At 37.4% G+C, this 17,150-nt stretch carries 17 protein-coding genes and 1 riboswitch; of the genes, 11 read left to right on the top strand and 6 right to left on the bottom strand.

Annotated elements, in window-relative coordinates; genetic code table 11:
* Positions 1-27: 27 nt before the first annotated feature.
* The 7 genes from HXV90_RS19915 to HXV90_RS19885 all read left to right on the top strand — a co-directional run bounded on the left by HXV90_RS19915 (position 28) and on the right by HXV90_RS19885 (position 9,862).
* Positions 28-1,260: a carboxylate--amine ligase gene (locus tag HXV90_RS19915; RefSeq protein ID WP_269897871.1), complete on the top strand. Its 1,233-nt coding sequence runs from the start codon at positions 28-30 to the stop codon at positions 1,258-1,260.
* Positions 1,257-1,958, top strand: coding sequence for a cysteate racemase (locus HXV90_RS19910; protein ID WP_103118843.1), 702 nt, complete (start codon positions 1,257-1,259; stop codon positions 1,956-1,958). The genes HXV90_RS19915 and HXV90_RS19910 overlap by 4 nt, the downstream gene beginning before the upstream one ends.
* 215 nt (positions 1,959-2,173) lie before the next feature.
* Positions 2,174-3,322: a DEAD/DEAH box helicase gene (locus HXV90_RS19905; RefSeq protein WP_269897870.1), complete on the top strand. Its 1,149-nt coding sequence runs from the start codon at positions 2,174-2,176 to the stop codon at positions 3,320-3,322.
* Position 3,323: 1 nt separating this feature from the next.
* Positions 3,324-4,553 (top strand): aminopeptidase, encoded by a 1,230-nt coding sequence (locus HXV90_RS19900; RefSeq protein ID WP_269897869.1) that lies wholly within the window; start codon positions 3,324-3,326, stop codon positions 4,551-4,553.
* A 31-nt stretch (positions 4,554-4,584) separates the two neighbouring features.
* A complete protein-coding gene (locus HXV90_RS19895; protein ID WP_269897868.1) occupies positions 4,585-5,487 on the top strand; it encodes an SGNH/GDSL hydrolase family protein in 903 nt (300 codons plus the stop codon).
* Positions 5,488-5,627: 140 nt separating this feature from the next.
* Positions 5,628-6,785 (top strand): exonuclease SbcCD subunit D, encoded by a 1,158-nt coding sequence (locus tag HXV90_RS19890; protein ID WP_269897867.1) that lies wholly within the window; start codon positions 5,628-5,630, stop codon positions 6,783-6,785.
* Positions 6,782-9,862 carry an AAA family ATPase gene (locus HXV90_RS19885; protein WP_269897866.1) on the top strand — a complete coding sequence of 1,027 codons (3,081 nt, stop codon included), beginning with the start codon at positions 6,782-6,784 and terminating at the stop codon, positions 9,860-9,862. Before HXV90_RS19890 ends, HXV90_RS19885 begins: the two co-directional genes overlap by 4 nt.
* A 37-nt stretch (positions 9,863-9,899) precedes the next feature.
* Here HXV90_RS19885 and HXV90_RS19880 read toward each other — a convergent pair whose 3' ends face one another.
* Both HXV90_RS19880 and HXV90_RS19875 read right to left on the bottom strand, forming a co-directional pair.
* A complete protein-coding gene (locus HXV90_RS19880; protein WP_004225603.1) occupies positions 9,900-10,022 on the bottom strand; it encodes a hypothetical protein in 123 nt (40 codons plus the stop codon).
* Positions 10,023-10,077: 55 nt separating this feature from the next.
* Positions 10,078-10,401: a magnetosome magnetite crystal formation protein family gene (locus HXV90_RS19875; protein WP_257962108.1), complete on the bottom strand. Its 324-nt coding sequence runs from the start codon at positions 10,399-10,401 to the stop codon at positions 10,078-10,080.
* Between the two features lie 125 nt (positions 10,402-10,526).
* Positions 10,527-10,634: riboswitch (TPP riboswitch) on the top strand.
* A gap of 133 nt (positions 10,635-10,767) precedes the next feature.
* On the opposite strand from HXV90_RS19875, the gene thiT reads away from it, so the two are divergent.
* Together thiT and map are read left to right on the top strand one after the other, a co-directional pair.
* Complete coding sequence (gene thiT, locus HXV90_RS19870; protein ID WP_036076950.1) at positions 10,768-11,328, top strand: energy-coupled thiamine transporter ThiT; 561 nt, start codon at positions 10,768-10,770, stop codon at positions 11,326-11,328.
* 162 nt (positions 11,329-11,490) lie between these two features.
* Complete coding sequence (gene map / locus HXV90_RS19865; RefSeq protein WP_269897865.1) at positions 11,491-12,246, top strand: type I methionyl aminopeptidase; 756 nt, start codon at positions 11,491-11,493, stop codon at positions 12,244-12,246.
* A gap of 29 nt (positions 12,247-12,275) precedes the next feature.
* Here the strand turns inward: map and HXV90_RS19860 are convergent, their stop codons facing one another.
* Positions 12,276-12,989: a hypothetical protein gene (locus HXV90_RS19860; protein WP_048394805.1), complete on the bottom strand. Its 714-nt coding sequence runs from the start codon at positions 12,987-12,989 to the stop codon at positions 12,276-12,278.
* A gap of 199 nt (positions 12,990-13,188) precedes the next feature.
* On the opposite strand from HXV90_RS19860, the gene HXV90_RS19855 reads away from it, so the two are divergent.
* Both HXV90_RS19855 and HXV90_RS19850 read left to right on the top strand, forming a co-directional pair.
* Positions 13,189-14,013, top strand: a complete 825-nt coding sequence (locus HXV90_RS19855; RefSeq protein WP_269897864.1) for a polyphosphate kinase 2 family protein — start codon at positions 13,189-13,191, stop codon at positions 14,011-14,013.
* 159 nt (positions 14,014-14,172) lie between these two features.
* On the top strand, positions 14,173-14,760 hold the full coding sequence (locus HXV90_RS19850) for a GNAT family N-acetyltransferase (RefSeq protein WP_054549012.1): 588 nt from the start codon (positions 14,173-14,175) through the stop codon (positions 14,758-14,760).
* 72 nt (positions 14,761-14,832) lie between these two features.
* Here HXV90_RS19850 and HXV90_RS19845 read toward each other — a convergent pair whose 3' ends face one another.
* The 3 genes from HXV90_RS19845 to HXV90_RS19835 all read right to left on the bottom strand — a co-directional run bounded on the left by HXV90_RS19845 (position 14,833) and on the right by HXV90_RS19835 (position 17,093).
* Positions 14,833-15,396, bottom strand: coding sequence for a beta-class carbonic anhydrase (locus HXV90_RS19845; protein ID WP_004225593.1), 564 nt, complete (start codon positions 15,394-15,396; stop codon positions 14,833-14,835).
* A gap of 180 nt (positions 15,397-15,576) precedes the next feature.
* Positions 15,577-15,711: a hypothetical protein gene (locus HXV90_RS19840; protein WP_004225590.1), complete on the bottom strand. Its 135-nt coding sequence runs from the start codon at positions 15,709-15,711 to the stop codon at positions 15,577-15,579.
* A 140-nt stretch (positions 15,712-15,851) separates the two neighbouring features.
* On the bottom strand, positions 15,852-17,093 hold the full coding sequence (locus tag HXV90_RS19835) for an aminopeptidase (RefSeq protein WP_269897863.1): 1,242 nt from the start codon (positions 17,091-17,093) through the stop codon (positions 15,852-15,854).
* Positions 17,094-17,150 lie beyond the last annotated feature (57 nt).

The following is a 17,150-nucleotide window of genomic DNA, read 5'->3' as shown; positions in this document are numbered from 1 at the left end:
TAAAAAAGTAAAAGTGAGTTGAGTAGAATGGCCATTGAGCACGTTTTTTTACCTGTTTTACTTGGAGATGAAATGAATGCTTATGGCATGGCCCGAGCATTTTACGAAGCCTATGGTGTGAAGCCACTTGCACTAAACCATACGAACATGGAAAAAATTCAACAAAGTGATTTATGGACTTTTCGTGAGATACCGCGACTTCATATCGAAGAAAGATTTGTGACCGCCCTAAAAGCCATAGCGGAGGAGTTCCGAGACAAAAAATTACTGCTATTAGCCTGTGATGAATTTTATGTCAAAAGAATCGTAGAACACAAAGAAGAGTTAGCAGAGAATTTTCTAGTTCCCTATGTAGACGCCACACTTGCGCATCAACTTTTAACTCGTGAAAGCATGTATGAGCTATGTGCACAATTTGGTTTTCAATACCCTGCTACACATGTATGCACGGTGAATGATTATGAAGACTACAACATGCCATTTGATTATCCAGTTGTCATTAAGCCCATGAATATGACAAAATATGCTACTTGTATTTTTCCTGGTAAGAAAAAAGTATATATTGCATATGATAAGGACGAAAAGGACAGTATATTACGTGCTATCTATAAAGAATCAGCTTATCGTGATGATCTGATGATTCAACAATATATACCAGGTGAAGATGCTAACATGCGTGTTGTTAATGCATATATAGGACAAGATGGGAAGGCAAAACTTCTTGCCGTAGGAAACCCTATTTTAGAAGAGCATTCTCCAGAAGGGATAGGACGTTATGTAGCGATTATGACAACCTATCATCAGGAATTAATGGATAATGTTAAGCTATTCCTTGAAGCGATACAATTCCAAGGCTTTGCCACATTTGATATGAAATATGATGATCGTGATGGTCAATATAAATTGTTGAGTATTGAATTACATAATGAACTTTCCAATTATTATGTGACGGCCAGTGGCTTTAATTTAATGCAGTATGTAGCGAACGATTATGTTCGAGGAAGTAAACAACAACTAACATATGTGAGGAACAAGCATCTTTGGACAATTGTACCGAATGGTGTGCTGTTCAAATATGTTCAAAATGAACAACTAGTAATGGAGGCGAAAAGTTTAATTCGTCAAGGTATGGCTACAGATTCTATTTTTAATTATAAGGATATGAATGCAAAACGTTGGTTGAATGTCACGCTTGATAATTTAAGCTTTTATCGTAGCTATAAGAAATATTTTAATAACAAAGGTCTGTCTAACACATGAAAAAACAAACTTTAGGTATAATTGGTGGCGTTGGTCCACTTGCAACAATGTTTATAGGAGAAATGATTGTAAGACGTACGAAAGCACAAAAAGATCAGGATCATTTACATACCATTATTGATAATGATACAAATATTCCTGACCGTACGGCCTTTATTTTAGATAATACAAAGGACAATCCAGTTCCAGTCATTATTGAGGATGCAAAAAAACTAGCTTCGGTAGGAGCAGACATAATAGCGATCCCATGTAATACGGCGCATACGTTTTATCAAGAAATTGAAGAGGGTTCTCCTATACCTGTCGTGCATATGATTCGCGAAACAGCAAAGCGTGCTGCTGATTTAGGAGCAAAGCGAGTAGGTATTTTAGCAACAACAGGCACGTTAACATCACGGATGTATCAGGAAGCACTTGAGGAGTTTGGTATTACACCAGTTGTTCCAGATAATGAAATGAGATCCTATGTGATGTCGATCATTTATGATTATGTCAAGGCTGGGAAGGATGTTACGCTAGAAGATTGGCAACCGATAGAAGAGGCGATGCTAGCACTAAATTGTGATCGAATTGTATTAGGTTGTACAGAGCTATCTGTTGTAAACAGAGATTTAAAGCTAAGTGACATTTATATTGATTCATTAATCGTTTTAGCTGAATGTGCCATTTTAGCTTGTGGTTATGAATTAGTCGATTAGTTGAATTGAAAAGAATCTGCTTGCTTTTCACGGGTAAGCTACAATTCTTGAAAGAGTTGTGGACAGGCTTACTTTCCGTGTTGAGTGAAGCAGATTTTTTATGAAAGGAAGCAATGTTCTCTTGAAACGATTAGAAAATTGCTTACGTACATATAAAGTAGGAACCTACGGAGTGTGTTAAACTAGTGTCAAGTAGATAGAAGGTGGGAAATAACATGTCAGTCATAAATTTATTAAAAGAAGAACTACAAGCAAAATGGAACTTTGAAACACCCATGAAAATTCAAGATGAAATGATACCAGCTATGCTTGAAGGCAAAGATATTGTGGCGGAATCACCAACAGGATCAGGTAAAACGTTAGCATATGTCTTACCATTATTAAATAAAGTGAATGGGGCAAAAAAGCAAACACAAGGACTGATCGTAGCTCCCTCGCAAGAGCTCGCTATGCAAATCGTAGAAGTTATTCGTGAGTGGACAGCTGGAACAGACATTATTGTTCAACAGCTGATTGGTGGTGCCAATTCTGCTCGTCAAATTGAAAAGTTGAAGAAAAAGCCAACGATTGTTGTTGGCACACCTGGTCGTTTAAACGAATTAGCACGAGCAGGAAAATTAAAACTCAAAGAAGTCGAAACAGTTATTTTAGATGAATGTGATCAATTACTAAGTCGTGAATACCGTGTTGTTATCAAATCCTTTATCGAAGGTTCTGCCTATGGCCGACAAGTTGTTGTTGTGTCGGCTACGATTACAGAGGAAATTGAATTAGTGGCAAGTCGTATGATGTTTGAGCCACTGCGTTTTAAAATTAAGCCTGAGGACATGTTAAAGGTCGGTAAAGTTGTCCATTCTTTTGTGAAGGTAGAAGAACGTGATAAAACGGATTTCCTGCGCCGACTTTCCCATACAGAGGGTTTAAGAGCGTTGGCTTTTGTTAATAATATCGATCAATTATTAATGAAGGAAACAAAACTACAATACCGTTCAGCACCGATTGTCACGCTCCATTCTGATATGAAGAAAGAAGAACGTAAAAAAGCGTTAGATGCATTCCGTAAAGGAGATGCGCGTATTTTAATTGCAACAGATATTGCAGCTCGTGGTTTAGATATTGCTGGTTTAACACATGTTATTCATGTTGATGTCCCACGAACTATTGAACAGTATTTGCATCGTTCTGGTCGTACTGGGCGTGCTGGAGCTGATGGTGAAGTATTAACCTTATTATCTTATCGTGATGAAAAAACCTATAAAAAATGGACAAGGGAAATTCCGGGCAAGCCTGTGCAAAAAATATGGCATGATGGCGAGCTGATTGAAGGTAATTCTAAAACAATTGGACAGAAGCGAGGGAAATAGTATGACATTTGAAGAGAAATTACAGGCATATGCAGAGCTTGCAGTAAAAGTGGGTGTGAATATCCAACCAGGTCAGTACTTATTAGTCAATACATCTGTGGATGCTTTAGATTTTGCCCGTTTAGTTGTAAAAGAGGCTTACAAGGCTGGAGCAGGCCGTGTTCATGTAAACTTTTCCGATGATGAATTGGATCGTGCTTATTTTGAGCATGCATCCGATGAGGAATTTAATCGCTTCCCTGAATGGGTTGTGAAAATGCGTGATGAACTGATTGAACGTAAAGGAGCTCTATTATGGATTGATGCAGCAGATCCTGATAAGCTAACAGGAATTCCAGCAGACAGACTAGCAACACATCAAAAAGTATCAGGGGCAGCATTGAAAAACTATCGCAATGCAGTCATGAAGGATTTAATTGCTTGGTCCATCGTAGCAGTTCCTTCAGCTAAATGGGCATCAAAGGTTTTCCCTCAATTAACAGAGGAGCAGCAAGTACCTGCATTATGGGAAGCTATCTTTAAAACGGTTCATATTGGAGAAGGCAATGCCGTTGATAATTGGCGTCAGCATGTAGCTAATTTAGAATCTCGTGCACAGCTTTTAAATAATAAAAAGTATGCAAAGCTTCACTATACAGCACCTGGTACAGATTTAACAATCGCTTTAGCACCACAACATAAATGGCTAACTGGTGGTAGTAAAACACCAGAAGATAATGTCTTTGTGGCCAATATGCCAACAGAAGAAGTTTATACACTGCCAATGAAACAAGGTGTAAACGGTTATGTTAGTAATACGAAGCCATTAGTCTATCAGGGCAATATCATCGATGGCTTTAAATTAACATTTGAAGAGGGCAAAATTATTAAGGCAGAGGCTGAAGTAGGACATGATTTATTGCAAGAGCTTATTCAAGTGGATGAAGGCTCAAGCTACTTAGGTGAAGTAGCACTTGTCCCTCACGAGTCACCAATTTCAGCGTCGGAAATTTTATATTTTAATACGCTGTTTGATGAAAATGCTTCAAACCATTTAGCTATTGGTGAGGCATATCCGACTTGCTTAGAGGGTGGTAGAGACCTAGAAAACGGTCAACTTGAAGCATTGGGTGCCAATATTTCTGTGACACACGAAGACTTCATGATTGGCAGTGGTGAAATGGACATCGATGGTATTTTACCAGATGGTACGGTTGAGCCAATTTTCCGCAAGGGTAGCTGGGCATTTTAAATTTTTAGTCAATAAGAAAAGAGGGAAGCAGATGAAACGATTTTGTAGCTTGATAGGTATGACAATAGTATTCATGACAATTTGGGTTTCATCTGCTTTTGCTCAAACAGAAACCTATGTGGCTATTGGCGATTCCTTAGCAGCAGGTCAAACACCCTACAAAGAAATTGATGTAGGGTATAGTGATTTGATTGCCATGAAATTAAGTTCGATTGGTCAATTATCATTTTATACAAAAGAACTTGCTTTTCCTGGCTTTACTACGACAGATGTATTAGAACGAATACAATCTGAGGAAGCGCAAAATTTATTAGCAAATGCGACGCTTATTACAGTTTCGGCAGGGGCTAATGATTTATTACGTCTTGTCCAGGTAAACCCAAATGCAGGGACCTTAGCTTTTTCACAGCTTCAGGCAGATTACGCTTTAAATTTGGCAAGAAAAAATATGCTATCGATTTTGGATGAATTAGAAGAACGTGCGCCTAAAGCAAAAATCTATGTTATAGGGTATTATTTTGCTTATCCAACAGTTCATCCGACGCAAAAAGAAGGAACCAATGCCCAGCTAGTTAGATTAAATACGATTTTACAACAACAAGCAGAGATAGCAGGCGCAGCTTATATAAATGTCTATGATGCCTTTGGATTGAATGCAACCAACTACTTACCAAATAGTGCTGATGTTCATCCAAATATTGAAGGCTATCGACAAATGGCTAACTCATTTTTACAAGTTTATAGTGGTAGTGATGCTTTAAACATCTCTTCAGCAGAATTGCCAAAGCCAAATCCCAAGTCATTTGAGGAAATCCTAAAGCAACAATCATCAGCGAAACCTCAGAAGCAAAATGTGACACAACATCAATCTCCTCGTATGACTTACGTAATTCAGGGATTCCCGGGATATAAGGCATTTATCAAATACATCTAAATAGCAGGTATCTAAGGCATCTTACTTATAAGATGCTTTTTTCTATGAAAACCAGTTTTGGCTAGAACTACTAAACCTTTAGTGTTCACTAGATTGGGAATAGTCATGCTAAAATATAGAGAAGACTAGGAGGTACTAGAATGAAAATATTTCATACAGCAGATTGGCATTTAGGAAAGCTTGTTCAAGGTGTCTATATGACAGAAGATCAACATTATATTCTTCAACAATTTATACAAGCGATTGATGAGGAAAAACCAGATGTAATTATCATCGCAGGTGATTTATATGATCGTTCGATGCCTCCTATTGAGGCAGTTAATTTACTAAATGATGTATTAGCGAAAATAGTATTAGAGAAGAAGATTCCTGTTCTAGCAGTGGCGGGAAATCATGATAGTGCAGGTCGTTTAAATTTTGGTAGCCGTTTAATGAGTGATAGTGGTTTATATATTAAGGGCCAATTTACAAAAAATCATGCCCCTATTGTTTTGAATGATCAACATGGGGAAGTACATTTTCACCTAGTGCCCTATGCAGAGCCAGCTGCTATTCGTAACATCTTTGAAGATGAATCAATCCGTTCTCATCAAGACGCCATGCAAAAAATTATTGAGTATATCACGGAAGACATGGACACAAGTAAGCGTCATGTTTTTGTTGGACATGCCTTTGTGACGAAGTATGGTGAGGAGGAAGCAAATACTAGTGATTCCGAGCGACCCCTTTCCATTGGAGGCTCAGATTGTGTGAATGCAGCTTTATTCAAACCTTTTCACTATACGGCGCTTGGGCACTTACATAAGGCACATTTTGTTTTAAACGAAACCATACGCTATGCAGGCTCTATCTTAAAGTACTCGTTATCTGAGCATTTACATGAGAAAGGATTTTTAATCATCGAATTAGATGAGCAAGGTAACACCACAGTAAGTAAAAGAAAGCTTGTGCCAAGAAGAGATCTACGAGTAGTAGAAAGTCAATTAGAGGAGTTATTAACGCTCACACCAAGTGAGGATTATGTATTTGTTAGATTGACGGATAAAATATCTGTGACTTCACCGATGGAACGTATTCGTAGTGTATTTCCGCACGCTATGCATGTGGAGCGGAAGGTACTAAGACAAGATATGCCACGTGAACTACAAATAGTAGAAGCTGAAAAACTAGAAGATATTGATTTATTCCGTTCATTCTTCACCAATATTATTGGCATTCAGCCTGATGAAGATACGGAACGCCTATTCACAGAGATGTTACAGGAGTTATTAGATGAGGAGCGAGAGACTGTAAAATGAAGCCTTTAAAGTTAACAATTACAGCGTTTGGTCCATATAAAGACACGGAAGTAATTGATTTTCAAGAGCTAGGGGAGCATCGATTGTTTGCCATTTCTGGAAAAACTGGTGCTGGTAAAACAACCATTTTCGATGCTATTTTCTATGCTCTTTACGGATCAGGTAGTGGGGAGGACCGGCAGGATACAGCTTTACTAAGAAGCGGCTTTGCACATGATGAAGTTTATACAGCTGTAGAACTCGTCTTTGAAATGCATGGAAAGGTCTATCAAATAGTACGACAGCCAGGTCATATTAAAGAAAAAAATAAAACGGTTACTGGAAAGAAAATAGAGCTAGCAGAAGTAAAAGACGGAAAGCTAGATTATAGCATTGTAGAGAAACAGCAAACGCTTGAAGTCGATAAGAAAGTGCAGGAAATCATAGGTCTCACAAAAGATCAATTTAGCCAAATTATCATGCTACCTCAAGGTGAATTTAGAAAACTATTAACCTCTGATTCAACAAATAAAGAAGTAATTTTACGGAAAATATTTAAAACAGATCGTTTCGGTGTCATGGCGAAAAAGCTTGATGCCAAGCGTAAAGAAGCAGAAAGTGATCTTGAGCGTGCCAAACAATTAAAGGAACATTTACTAGGTCAAATTGTGGGCGCCTTACCACAACGTTCTTCCGCTTTATTTACATTGATTGCTGATAATACCGAAAATTTACATCAACTGACAGAGGCACTTGATGAGGAGCTTAGCTACTATAAGAAATGTGGAGAAGATGAACAGTCATACTATGAAGAAGCATATAGCCTTCATCAAAAAGAGCAGGAATATTATCGCTTAGCAAAAACGCTAAATGAGCAATTTGATGAACAAGCTAATCGACAGCAACGGCTGCAAATGCTTTTACAACAGCAGGATTTATACCAAGCAAAGGAGAAGGAGATTGCTTTAGCAGAACAAGCAGAGCGACTTGTGCTGCTCGAACAACAATGCAAGGATTTACGTGCTGAACTGAATGTTAAAGAGATAGCATTTCAACAAGCAAAGGTTAAGCAACAGCAGTCACAAGAAAAGTTGCAAGAAGCACAAGAAAAAAATGAGATAGAGCAGGCTAAAGAATCTGAACGACAGCAAATCTTACAGCAGGAAATGCAGATGTTAGCGCTATTACCGAAATTTGAAGCCTATGAAAACAATATACAGCAGCTGCAAATAGCGGAGCAATATGCTGAAAATGCAAAACGAGCAGTAAATGATAACGTCAAACTTTTGGAAAATGAACAAGAGCAATTACAGCATTTTTCTCAATCATTAGAAGGCTATGAAAAACAGGTTGAACCCTATGAAAGCTATTTAGAACAATTACCGAAACTACGGGAACAGGTTGCTTTAATCAAGCAAGCGGATAAATATAAACATGCCGTAGATTTAGCTAAGCAGGATGTAGTTGCTTCAGAAAGTCTCTATCAAGAAAGTAAAGAGTCTCTTCAACTTTTGCAGCAACGATGGCTGGCGAGTCAAGCTAGTATTTTAGCAGAACAACTGAAGGAAGGAGAACCCTGTCCTGTTTGTGGTAGTATGACACATCAGAAAGCACACAATGAGCAACTGGAAGTTATTGAGCTTGCTCAAGTGGAAGCATTAAGAGCGAAGGCATCATCAGACGAGCGTAAGTATTTGGAGAAAGAGGCATTTTTAGCATCAGCGCAGCAACTTCTTCAAGATACATGGCGACAACTCGAGGCTCAACATATTAAACAAGAAGACCAACCACAGATCACCGCTACTTTACATGAAGTGGAACAAGAGATTGCTGCATTAAAAATTATTCAACATCAATTAGCTGATGTGCGATTAAAAATAAAGCATCAGCATGACCGAATAGAGCAGCTACGAAATAAGCATATGAAGCTAGAGCAATATTTAGCAGAGCAGATAAAAGAATGGACAAAATTACAAGCGGTTGTAGACGAACAACTTAAGCAGATGCCCCCTAATTTACCAACTTTACAGCAATTAAAGCAACAACTTAATGAAGTTAGTAAACAGAAAGAAGAGCTTCAAAAAAGTTGGCAAGTGAGTCAAGAAAATTTGCATGCAGCAAAGGAAGCAGCTAGCAATGCAACACTAACTGTAGAAATTGCCAAACAGTCCTTTGAGGAATTACAGCTTAAAATGAATGAAAAGCTTCAGCAATTTTCAGCAGATATGCAAGAAATAGGTTTCGAAAGCTATGAGGCTTATGCAACTGCTAAACGGAGTACCATACAATTGGATGCACTTCGAAAAGCATGTAGCGACTATGCTTTACAAGTACACACGTTGCAAATTCAGATTACCGAAGGGGCTACATACCTTCAAGGAAAAGAGAAGCAAGATTTAGAGGCGATGGAAGCAAGAGTAGAACAGCAGCGAATTTCCTATGAGGAAGCATTTAAACGTTTGCAACAGATGAATGGCTTTATACAAGCATGCCAAGGCTTTAGTGAAAGGGTGGAAGAAATAGCGAAAGAGCTTCATTTACTTGAACAAGAAGCAGGAAGAGTAAAGGAGCTCTATGGATTATTAAATGGACAAAATTCGAAAAAGCTATCCTTTGAGCGTTATATACAAATTAACTACTTAGATCAAATTACAGAAGCCGCAAATATACGTCTGTATCATTTATCAAACGGTCAATTTGAGCTTAGACGTTCAGATAGATTAGAAAAGCATGCGAAGCAAAGTGGCCTTGGTCTTGATGTTTATGATGCTTATACAGATCAATTACGAGATGTCAAAACTTTATCAGGTGGCGAAAAGTTTAATGCTTCGTTGAGCCTTGCATTGGGGATGGCAGATGTGATTCAAAGCTACCAAGGTAATATTCATATTGAAACGATGTTTATTGATGAGGGCTTTGGCTCGCTTGATGAGGAATCACTAAATAAAGCAATCGATACATTAATTGATTTGCAGGATTCTGGTCGTATGATTGGCGTTATTTCGCATGTACCTGAATTGAAATCTGCGATGCCAGCAGTTTTACATGTGGAAAAAACATTAAATGGCCATAGTCAAACCCATTTTGAAGTGAAATAAAACGAAGGCGTATTTCTAAAAGGAATACGCCTTCGTTTTATTTTTTTCGAGTTGTGGTTGTAGGCGTTGTGCCCTTTTTTGCAGCCATTACTTTTTTTACGATAGGAATAACAATAGGTGCTAACTTAACGGCAGTTTTTACAACGTTTGATACTTTCATCCCAAAACAGCTCCTTTTACAATTACTACTACCTGTTTCACTTAAAAATAAAACATTAACGGATAACACGAACAGCCTGAATTATATTCCAAATCACAATACCGAGTGAGACGAGAGCATAGATGGCGAATGAAGCAAACCAAATAATCATCACTGTCTTGTTACTGGAGGTTGGATCTAAACTAAATGTAGAAAAAACAAAGACAACAAAGAATAGAATGCCAAAAACAAAGGGTATTAAATGAGAGACAAGTGCACGAATCGAATGGCTTTTTACATCACTGTCTTTTGTCACGAAATATACAATTAATGGAACGATAAAAGGGGCGAAGAAAATACTAAGATAACTAAAGGCAGCTAAAATTTTTTGATTCTCCATAGTTGTACCTCCTTTTTAAATATTTACGCATGAAAAACAGCAAAGTTTCAAAAAAATGATGTATGGAAGGTTGTAATCCTTCAATCCTTTGCGTACAATGAGAGTGTTCAAATAAATTCAGATGTAACGACCACAAGGGGAGCTGATGATGTCAGCTGAGACTGGGCACGTAATGCCTTGACTCTTCGAACCTGTAAGTTAACGCTTGCGTAGGGATGTGGATAGAAACCGACACTTGTACGATGTGAGGCTCTGTCCTGACATCTTTTTTTCGTCCTTAAAGGAAAAAGGTGTCAGAAAGAGACATATCAGCGCTTTTCTATTCCTGCTCTTGTATCCTACATCGGAACAAAGGAGAGAATATGTATGGACAAAAAAAGACTATTAATGCTAGTGGAGATTGCGATTTTTGCAGCGATAGGTCTCGTACTGGATCAGGTTTCCTTTAAAGTATGGGCACAAGGCGGCTCAGTTAGTCTTGTTATGGTACCGATTATGTTAATAGCATTTCGCTGGGGCTTAGTAGCTGGTCTTACTACGGGACTACTTGTGGGTGTTATGCAAACAATGTTTGGTTCTTATATCGTGCACTGGCTACAAGGATTACTAGATTATGGCGTTGCTTTTACTGTTGTAGGATTAGCGGCGGTTGTACGTGGACCAGTGTTAGACGCTGCTAAACATATGAACAAAACAAAAATGGCACTTTATATAATCATAGGTACCGTTTTTGCAGGCTTCTTACGATACACAGCACATACAATTGCTGGTGCTGTATTTTTTGCCGAATATGCGGGTGACCAAAATGCATGGATCTATTCCATCATCTACAATGGTACATATATGCTACCAGCAACCATTTTAACGGCTATCGTTGGTGTTCTTTTATTCACAGCCGCTCCCCAATTAATGCAAAGAAAAGCTTAATGCTAGTCCCTTCACATGAGTGGAGGGACTTTTTTGTCGTGAATAACTCTTTTAGCACTTTGCAAAGTAGGAAAGCATACAATATTTAAAGCGTTTATCGTTATACGCATAAAAAGTTATGTTATATTAAAGAATAGATATTAGATGAAAGGGACGTTATACATGATTGTAAAAACGCAAGAAGAGATTGAAGCTTTTAAAAAAATAGGACGCATTTGTGCTGAAATTCGCGAAGCAATGAAAGCTGCCACAAAACCAGGTGTTACAACACTTGAGCTTGATGAAATTGCTGGTCGCATGTTTGCAGAGGCTGGCGCTATTTCAGGACCAAAGGGAGAATATGATTTTCCAGGGTATACATGTATTAGCGTCAATGAAGAAGTAGCACATGGTATTCCAGGAAAGCGTGTTATTCAAGAGGGAGATATCGTAAATATTGATGTTTCAGGCTCTTTAAATGGCTATTTTGCTGACACAGGTATTTCATTTGTTGTGGGTGATGGCTATGAGGACAAAGAAAAACTTTGCCGTGTTGCTAAAAGTGCCTTTGATCGAGCAATGACAAAGGTAAAGGCTGGATCTAAATTAAATCAAATTGGCAAAGCTGTTGAGCGCGAGGCAAATGTTAATGGGTTAACTGTTATTATGAATTTAACAGGTCATGGCTTAGGTCAATCTTTACATGATGAACCAAATCATATTTTAAATTATTACGATGCATGGGATTCTACTATTATGAAAGAAGGTATGGTCCTTGCGGTTGAGCCATTTATCTCAGCAAAGGCAGAGCATATCGTCGAAGCAGGTGATGGCTGGACATTCGTGACGCCTGATAAATCACTTGTAGCTCAAATCGAACATTCAGTCATTGTAACAAAAGATAAACCAATTATCTTAACGTCATTAGACGAAGAATAGGATGTAATGAAAAAATCCTGCTAACCAATTTATTTTTGGTAGGCAGGATTTTTTTTAATAAATAAAATGCCAACAAAGAGAACACCGCATAAAAATAAAGCGGCTGTAGTGACAAGTAGCTCATCAAAACCATTATGTATGGCGATTCCAATATAAGCCCAAATAAAAACACTTGGATACATAACATCAAAGTGATGGAAACGGATATGTAGCGCAATGGCTCCTCCTAAAGTAAGTAAAATCACTGCCCAAAGAGGCGTACTAAGACCAAAGCCGTTCCAACCATAAGCCGTTAACGTAAAGCTTGTATTTGTGATAAAAATAAATGTCATCCATGCTAAATAAATAGAGAAAGGAATACGACCAAACAAGGATTTGTCCTGAAGAGGGTACGTATTATACAACATAAACAAATACAAGACTAAGAGTAATGTAATGCCAAGAGAAACAATAAATAACTCATGGTGCCAGACATATATCGTCAATGCTTGTAATATATTTATGCAACTAAAAAGCGCAGACTGTTTCAAAGTTGTCTTTTTCATGTTCATAACTAACCAATAACCGAGTAAAAAATAAATGATAATCCAAATTACATGACTTACACTAACTGGTGCAAATACAACAGAAAAACGATTAGCGATTTCTAGCGAAGATTGACCGTTGATGTTCACGAAAAAGGATGAAAAGGTTAGGATGATTGAGACAAGATAAGAGATTGTCATCAAGATAAACCGAGGCATGTTTTCCTCTCCCTTCGTGTTAGATTGTATAGGGAAAAGACAAATAAGTATAGTACTGTCACTTTTTTTATTATAACGGAAATTTCCAACAATGTATCGTGTTGTTTTACTATTAATACCTACAATTTACCATGTCTGATAGGCATCCATATATTTCTTTAGTACAATAAGAATAGCCAAATAAAAGGAGTGAAGTTTCATGACACAAAATTTGAAAAATCTAGATCTAACTGTTGAACTAGACAAAAAGATGTATAAAAAGAAATTAAAAGTACTCCAATATGAAATGTTGAACGCACAACAATTTTTATTAAAAAACAAGATTGGCTTGATTTTGGTATTTGAAGGAATGGATGCAGCTGGTAAAGGTGGCGCTATTAAACGATTAATCGAACGTGTCGATCCCCGCGGTTATGTTGTACATCCTATTTCTGCTCCTCAAGCTCATGAATTACGCTACAATTATTTACAACGATTTTGGAGAAAATTGCCTCAACATGGGCAAATCGCTATTTTTGATCGCTCGTGGTATGGCCGCGTACTAGTAGAACGCATCGAAGGATTCGCAACAAAGGATGAATGGTCTCGTGCTTATGAAGAAATTAATAATTTCGAGAAGATTTTAACTGCTGGAGATTACATAATTATTAAGTTCTGGCTTCATGTTTCAGATGAGGAGCAATTAAAACGCTTTAAAGAACGTGAACAAAACCCTTATAAATCTTGGAAGTTAACAGCCGAGGATTGGCGCAATCGAGATAAAACACCTCAGTATATTGAAGCAGCAAATGCGATGTTTGAAAAGACAGATAAAAAAGATGCACCATGGGTCTTAGTCGCTGGAGATGACAAAAAGTATGCACGTGTTCAGGTGCTACAGGAAACTATTGCACACATTGAACGAGAGGCTCAAAGACGTGGTCTTCATTTAACAAATGTGTTAGACAATACTCAACTAGAGGAAGCTGATTCCTCCAGCTTAGAAATAGTAAACGAGAAAAAGAAAGAACAAAAAACTAAATAATTGATTTGTGCTGCTATGACAATAAGACATAAGATGTTTTGGTTGTAGCAGCCTGTTTTTTTACATACAATGAAATTAAATAGGGTTTGCAATTATGGCTTGTAGCCAATGAAACAAAGAGAAACGTATTGATTTTTATTGGAAGGCTAGTGTGGAGAAATGGTGCTTAAAATTTGGAATCTATTAAGAAAAAAGGGTGGGAATGTGGTAACAATAAAGGGGGAAAAATGCTACATCCGCACATTCCAAGAAAAAGATGCACGAAGTTTAACGGGTCTCGTAAGCCGTAATAAATACTTTTGGTCTATATACGAGCCACTGCAAAGACCTGAATACTATACAGTCGATGCTCAATACAAAAAAATTCAAGAAAGTCTCTATTTAATGGAGTCTAAGCGTGAATTTACTTTTGGTATTTTTGAGCATAGTACAAATAATCTAATAGGGCATATTGCACTTTATGCTGTCAAACGCTTACCGTACTCGAGTGCATTTGTTGGCTATGCGATGGATGAGATTTATGTTGGAAAGGGCATTGTCACAGAAGCTGTGAATATGGTGGTCCGATTTGCATTTGAACAAATTGGTCTACATCGTGTAGAGGCCTACGTATCGACACAAAATAATGCCTCCATGCGTGTATTAGAGAAGGCTGGATTTCAGCAGGAGGGTCTGCTAAGAAAGCTACTGTATATCAATGGTCATTGGGTAGATCACTATATGTATGCACGTTTAGAGGATGAATAGAAAAATAAGTGCCTATCTTCCACATAGAGAGGATAGGCACTTGCTCTTTTATGAATGTATGAAGAAATAATTTTATTGTTTATTTCCATCTTCAATTAAATCTAGATGACCTGTATTTGGATCAATTATTAAACCATGAACAGGTACGTCTTTTACCATTAATGGATGATTACGAATTGTATCGACACTTTTCTTAACACTTGTTGCTACATCACCGAAACCTCGTAAAAATTCTTTCAAATCAAAACCAGAATATTCCAACATTTTGATTGTTTCTGGATCGATGCCTCGTTGTACCATTTCGCTAAGCATGGCGTCAGGATCAACCGCACTCATACCACAGTCATAATGTCCAACAACATACACTTCATCAGCTTGTAGGCCGTAGACAGCAACTAATAAACTACGCATAACTGCACCGAAAGGATGGCTCACTAACGCACCAGCACTTTTCACTATTTTTACATCGCCATTACGCAAATTCATCGCTTTTGGTAAAAGCTCTACAAGACGAGTATCCATACAAGATAAAACAACAATACGTTTATCAGGATATTTCGTAGTGATGAATGGCTCATATTTTTTTTCTTGTACAAACTCTTTGTTAAATTCTAGAATATCTTGTAACATTGTCATGAATATTGCTCCCTTCCTTACAAAAAATATTGTAGAGCAAAATTTTCAATATGCAAACAATAAAGACTTTATTCAGATAATTTTTACAATAAAGGAGCAGTTTCATACGATTTAGTAGATGAAATAACATGTAAGCTATAAAAAAACAGCTACCTATAAATAGTAGCTGTTTTTTACACATTAAAATTTTTCGTTTGGCTTTGGATCTACAGTTACTGAAGACTTGCTATCTAAACCAACTTGTAGGTAGTGGATGAAGAATCCCGTTGAAATTAATAAAACTGCTGAAAAGCCAAGAACAGTTGTAATGAACATTATTAGAGCTCCTCTCTACTTAAATGATCTACTAAAATTCCCTAAAACAATTATACAATAGGTTACTAGGAAAATCTAAGGATAATTTATGACAACCTTAACATACTTAGCCTAGAATACTATTAGTAGGAATGGATTATTTAGAATGCCCAATTTCCATCACGGAATATTGGGTCTATTTGATCATCATGTGTTATTCCATCTATATTCATTTTGGTAGAACCAATCATAAAGTCTACATGTGTCAAGCTTTGATTGAGACCATGCGCGCTTAGTTCCTCAGAAGTCATTTCTTTGCCGCCCTCAATGCAAAAAGCATATGCACTACCAATGGCAAAATGATTGGATGCATTTTCATCAAACAATGTATTGTAAAATAATAGGTCGGATTGTGAAATAGGTGATTGATGTGGTACTAATGCTATCTCACCAAGGTAATGAGAACCTTCATCTGTTTCAATAAGAGAAGCTAAAATTTCTTGGCCTTGCTCCGCCTTGACGTCAATGATTCGACCATCTTTAAATGTTAGTGTGAAATTATCTATAATATTGCCACCATAGCTTAAAGGCTTAGTGCTTGATACATAACCATTAACACCTGTTTTTAACGGTGCTGTAAAAATTTCTTCAGTTGGCATATTGGCCATAAATGTTTGGCCTTGAGTACTTATACTACTACCCCCTGTCCACACATGGTGTGGAGGCAGCTCAATTGTTAGATCTGTGCCTGGTGCAGTATAGTGCAGTGACTTAAATTGCTTTGCATTTAAATAATCAGCTTTTCTATGTAATTCCTGATCATGTGTATGCCAAGCTTCAACAGGATTTTCAACGTCTATACGTGTGGCTGCAAAGATAGCTTCCCATAATGCATCCATTTGCTGTTCTTCTGGAAGGTGAGGAAAAACCTTTGCTGCCCAAGCTTTAGATGGAGCAGCAATGACAGACCAGCTAAACTTATCTGCTTGTAACCATTGATAATAGTTGGCAAGTGCTTGGCCAGATGCTTTTTGGAATGCCATGATTCTATCACGCTCAATACCTTTTAATAAATCGGGATTTTGTGAGCTAATGCTTAAGAAAGCAGCACCATGTTCAGCTAACCATTCACGTTCCTTCACTTTCCAAGGTGGGAAGAAATCAAATGAGTCTTTTGGTGCCCCTTCATAGCGAGCACGTACAAGTTCATCATCGGATATATCGACAAAAACTTGTTTAGCACCATTTTTATAGGCAATTTTAGTAATTATTTGTGCGAGTTTTAGGTTATCAGTCGAACAGCTTATATAAAGATACTGATCTTTTTGGATATTTACTCCTACTTTCACCGCTAACTCGGCATATTTTAGTAATTTTGTGTCAAACGATAATAACAAAATCATATCCCCTTTCAATTTAAGACAGTTAAGTGTAATATTCTTAATTCAATATAATCAAAA

Source organism: Lysinibacillus sp. JK80 (assembly GCF_027557635.1).
Taxonomy (GTDB): domain Bacteria; phylum Bacillota; class Bacilli; order Bacillales_A; family Planococcaceae; genus Lysinibacillus; species Lysinibacillus capsici.
This window is presented reverse-complemented; position numbering and strand designations above follow the sequence as displayed.

What these genes read in the sequence shown, in the direction of transcription:
- HXV90_RS19915 (WP_269897871.1), top strand. Translation starts at nt 28, where the DNA reads ATGGCCATTGAGCACGTTTTTTTACCTGTTTTACTTGGAGATGAAATG.
- HXV90_RS19910 (WP_103118843.1), top strand. Translation starts at nt 1,257, where the DNA reads ATGAAAAAACAAACTTTAGGTATAATTGGTGGCGTTGGTCCACTTGCA.
- HXV90_RS19905 (WP_269897870.1), top strand. Translation starts at nt 2,174, where the DNA reads ATGTCAGTCATAAATTTATTAAAAGAAGAACTACAAGCAAAATGGAAC.
- HXV90_RS19900 (WP_269897869.1), top strand. Translation starts at nt 3,324, where the DNA reads ATGACATTTGAAGAGAAATTACAGGCATATGCAGAGCTTGCAGTAAAA.
- HXV90_RS19895 (WP_269897868.1), top strand. Translation starts at nt 4,585, where the DNA reads ATGAAACGATTTTGTAGCTTGATAGGTATGACAATAGTATTCATGACA.
- HXV90_RS19890 (WP_269897867.1), top strand. Translation starts at nt 5,628, where the DNA reads ATGAAAATATTTCATACAGCAGATTGGCATTTAGGAAAGCTTGTTCAA.
- HXV90_RS19885 (WP_269897866.1), top strand. Translation starts at nt 6,782, where the DNA reads ATGAAGCCTTTAAAGTTAACAATTACAGCGTTTGGTCCATATAAAGAC.
- HXV90_RS19880 (WP_004225603.1), bottom strand. Translation starts at nt 10,022, where the DNA reads ATGAAAGTATCAAACGTTGTAAAAACTGCCGTTAAGTTAGCACCTATT.
- HXV90_RS19875 (WP_257962108.1), bottom strand. Translation starts at nt 10,401, where the DNA reads ATGGAGAATCAAAAAATTTTAGCTGCCTTTAGTTATCTTAGTATTTTC.
- thiT (WP_036076950.1), top strand. Translation starts at nt 10,768, where the DNA reads ATGGACAAAAAAAGACTATTAATGCTAGTGGAGATTGCGATTTTTGCA.
- map (WP_269897865.1), top strand. Translation starts at nt 11,491, where the DNA reads ATGATTGTAAAAACGCAAGAAGAGATTGAAGCTTTTAAAAAAATAGGA.
- HXV90_RS19860 (WP_048394805.1), bottom strand. Translation starts at nt 12,989, where the DNA reads ATGCCTCGGTTTATCTTGATGACAATCTCTTATCTTGTCTCAATCATC.
- HXV90_RS19855 (WP_269897864.1), top strand. Translation starts at nt 13,189, where the DNA reads ATGACACAAAATTTGAAAAATCTAGATCTAACTGTTGAACTAGACAAA.
- HXV90_RS19850 (WP_054549012.1), top strand. Translation starts at nt 14,173, where the DNA reads ATGGTGCTTAAAATTTGGAATCTATTAAGAAAAAAGGGTGGGAATGTG.
- HXV90_RS19845 (WP_004225593.1), bottom strand. Translation starts at nt 15,396, where the DNA reads ATGACAATGTTACAAGATATTCTAGAATTTAACAAAGAGTTTGTACAA.
- HXV90_RS19840 (WP_004225590.1), bottom strand. Translation starts at nt 15,711, where the DNA reads ATGTTCATTACAACTGTTCTTGGCTTTTCAGCAGTTTTATTAATTTCA.
- HXV90_RS19835 (WP_269897863.1), bottom strand. Translation starts at nt 17,093, where the DNA reads ATGATTTTGTTATTATCGTTTGACACAAAATTACTAAAATATGCCGAG.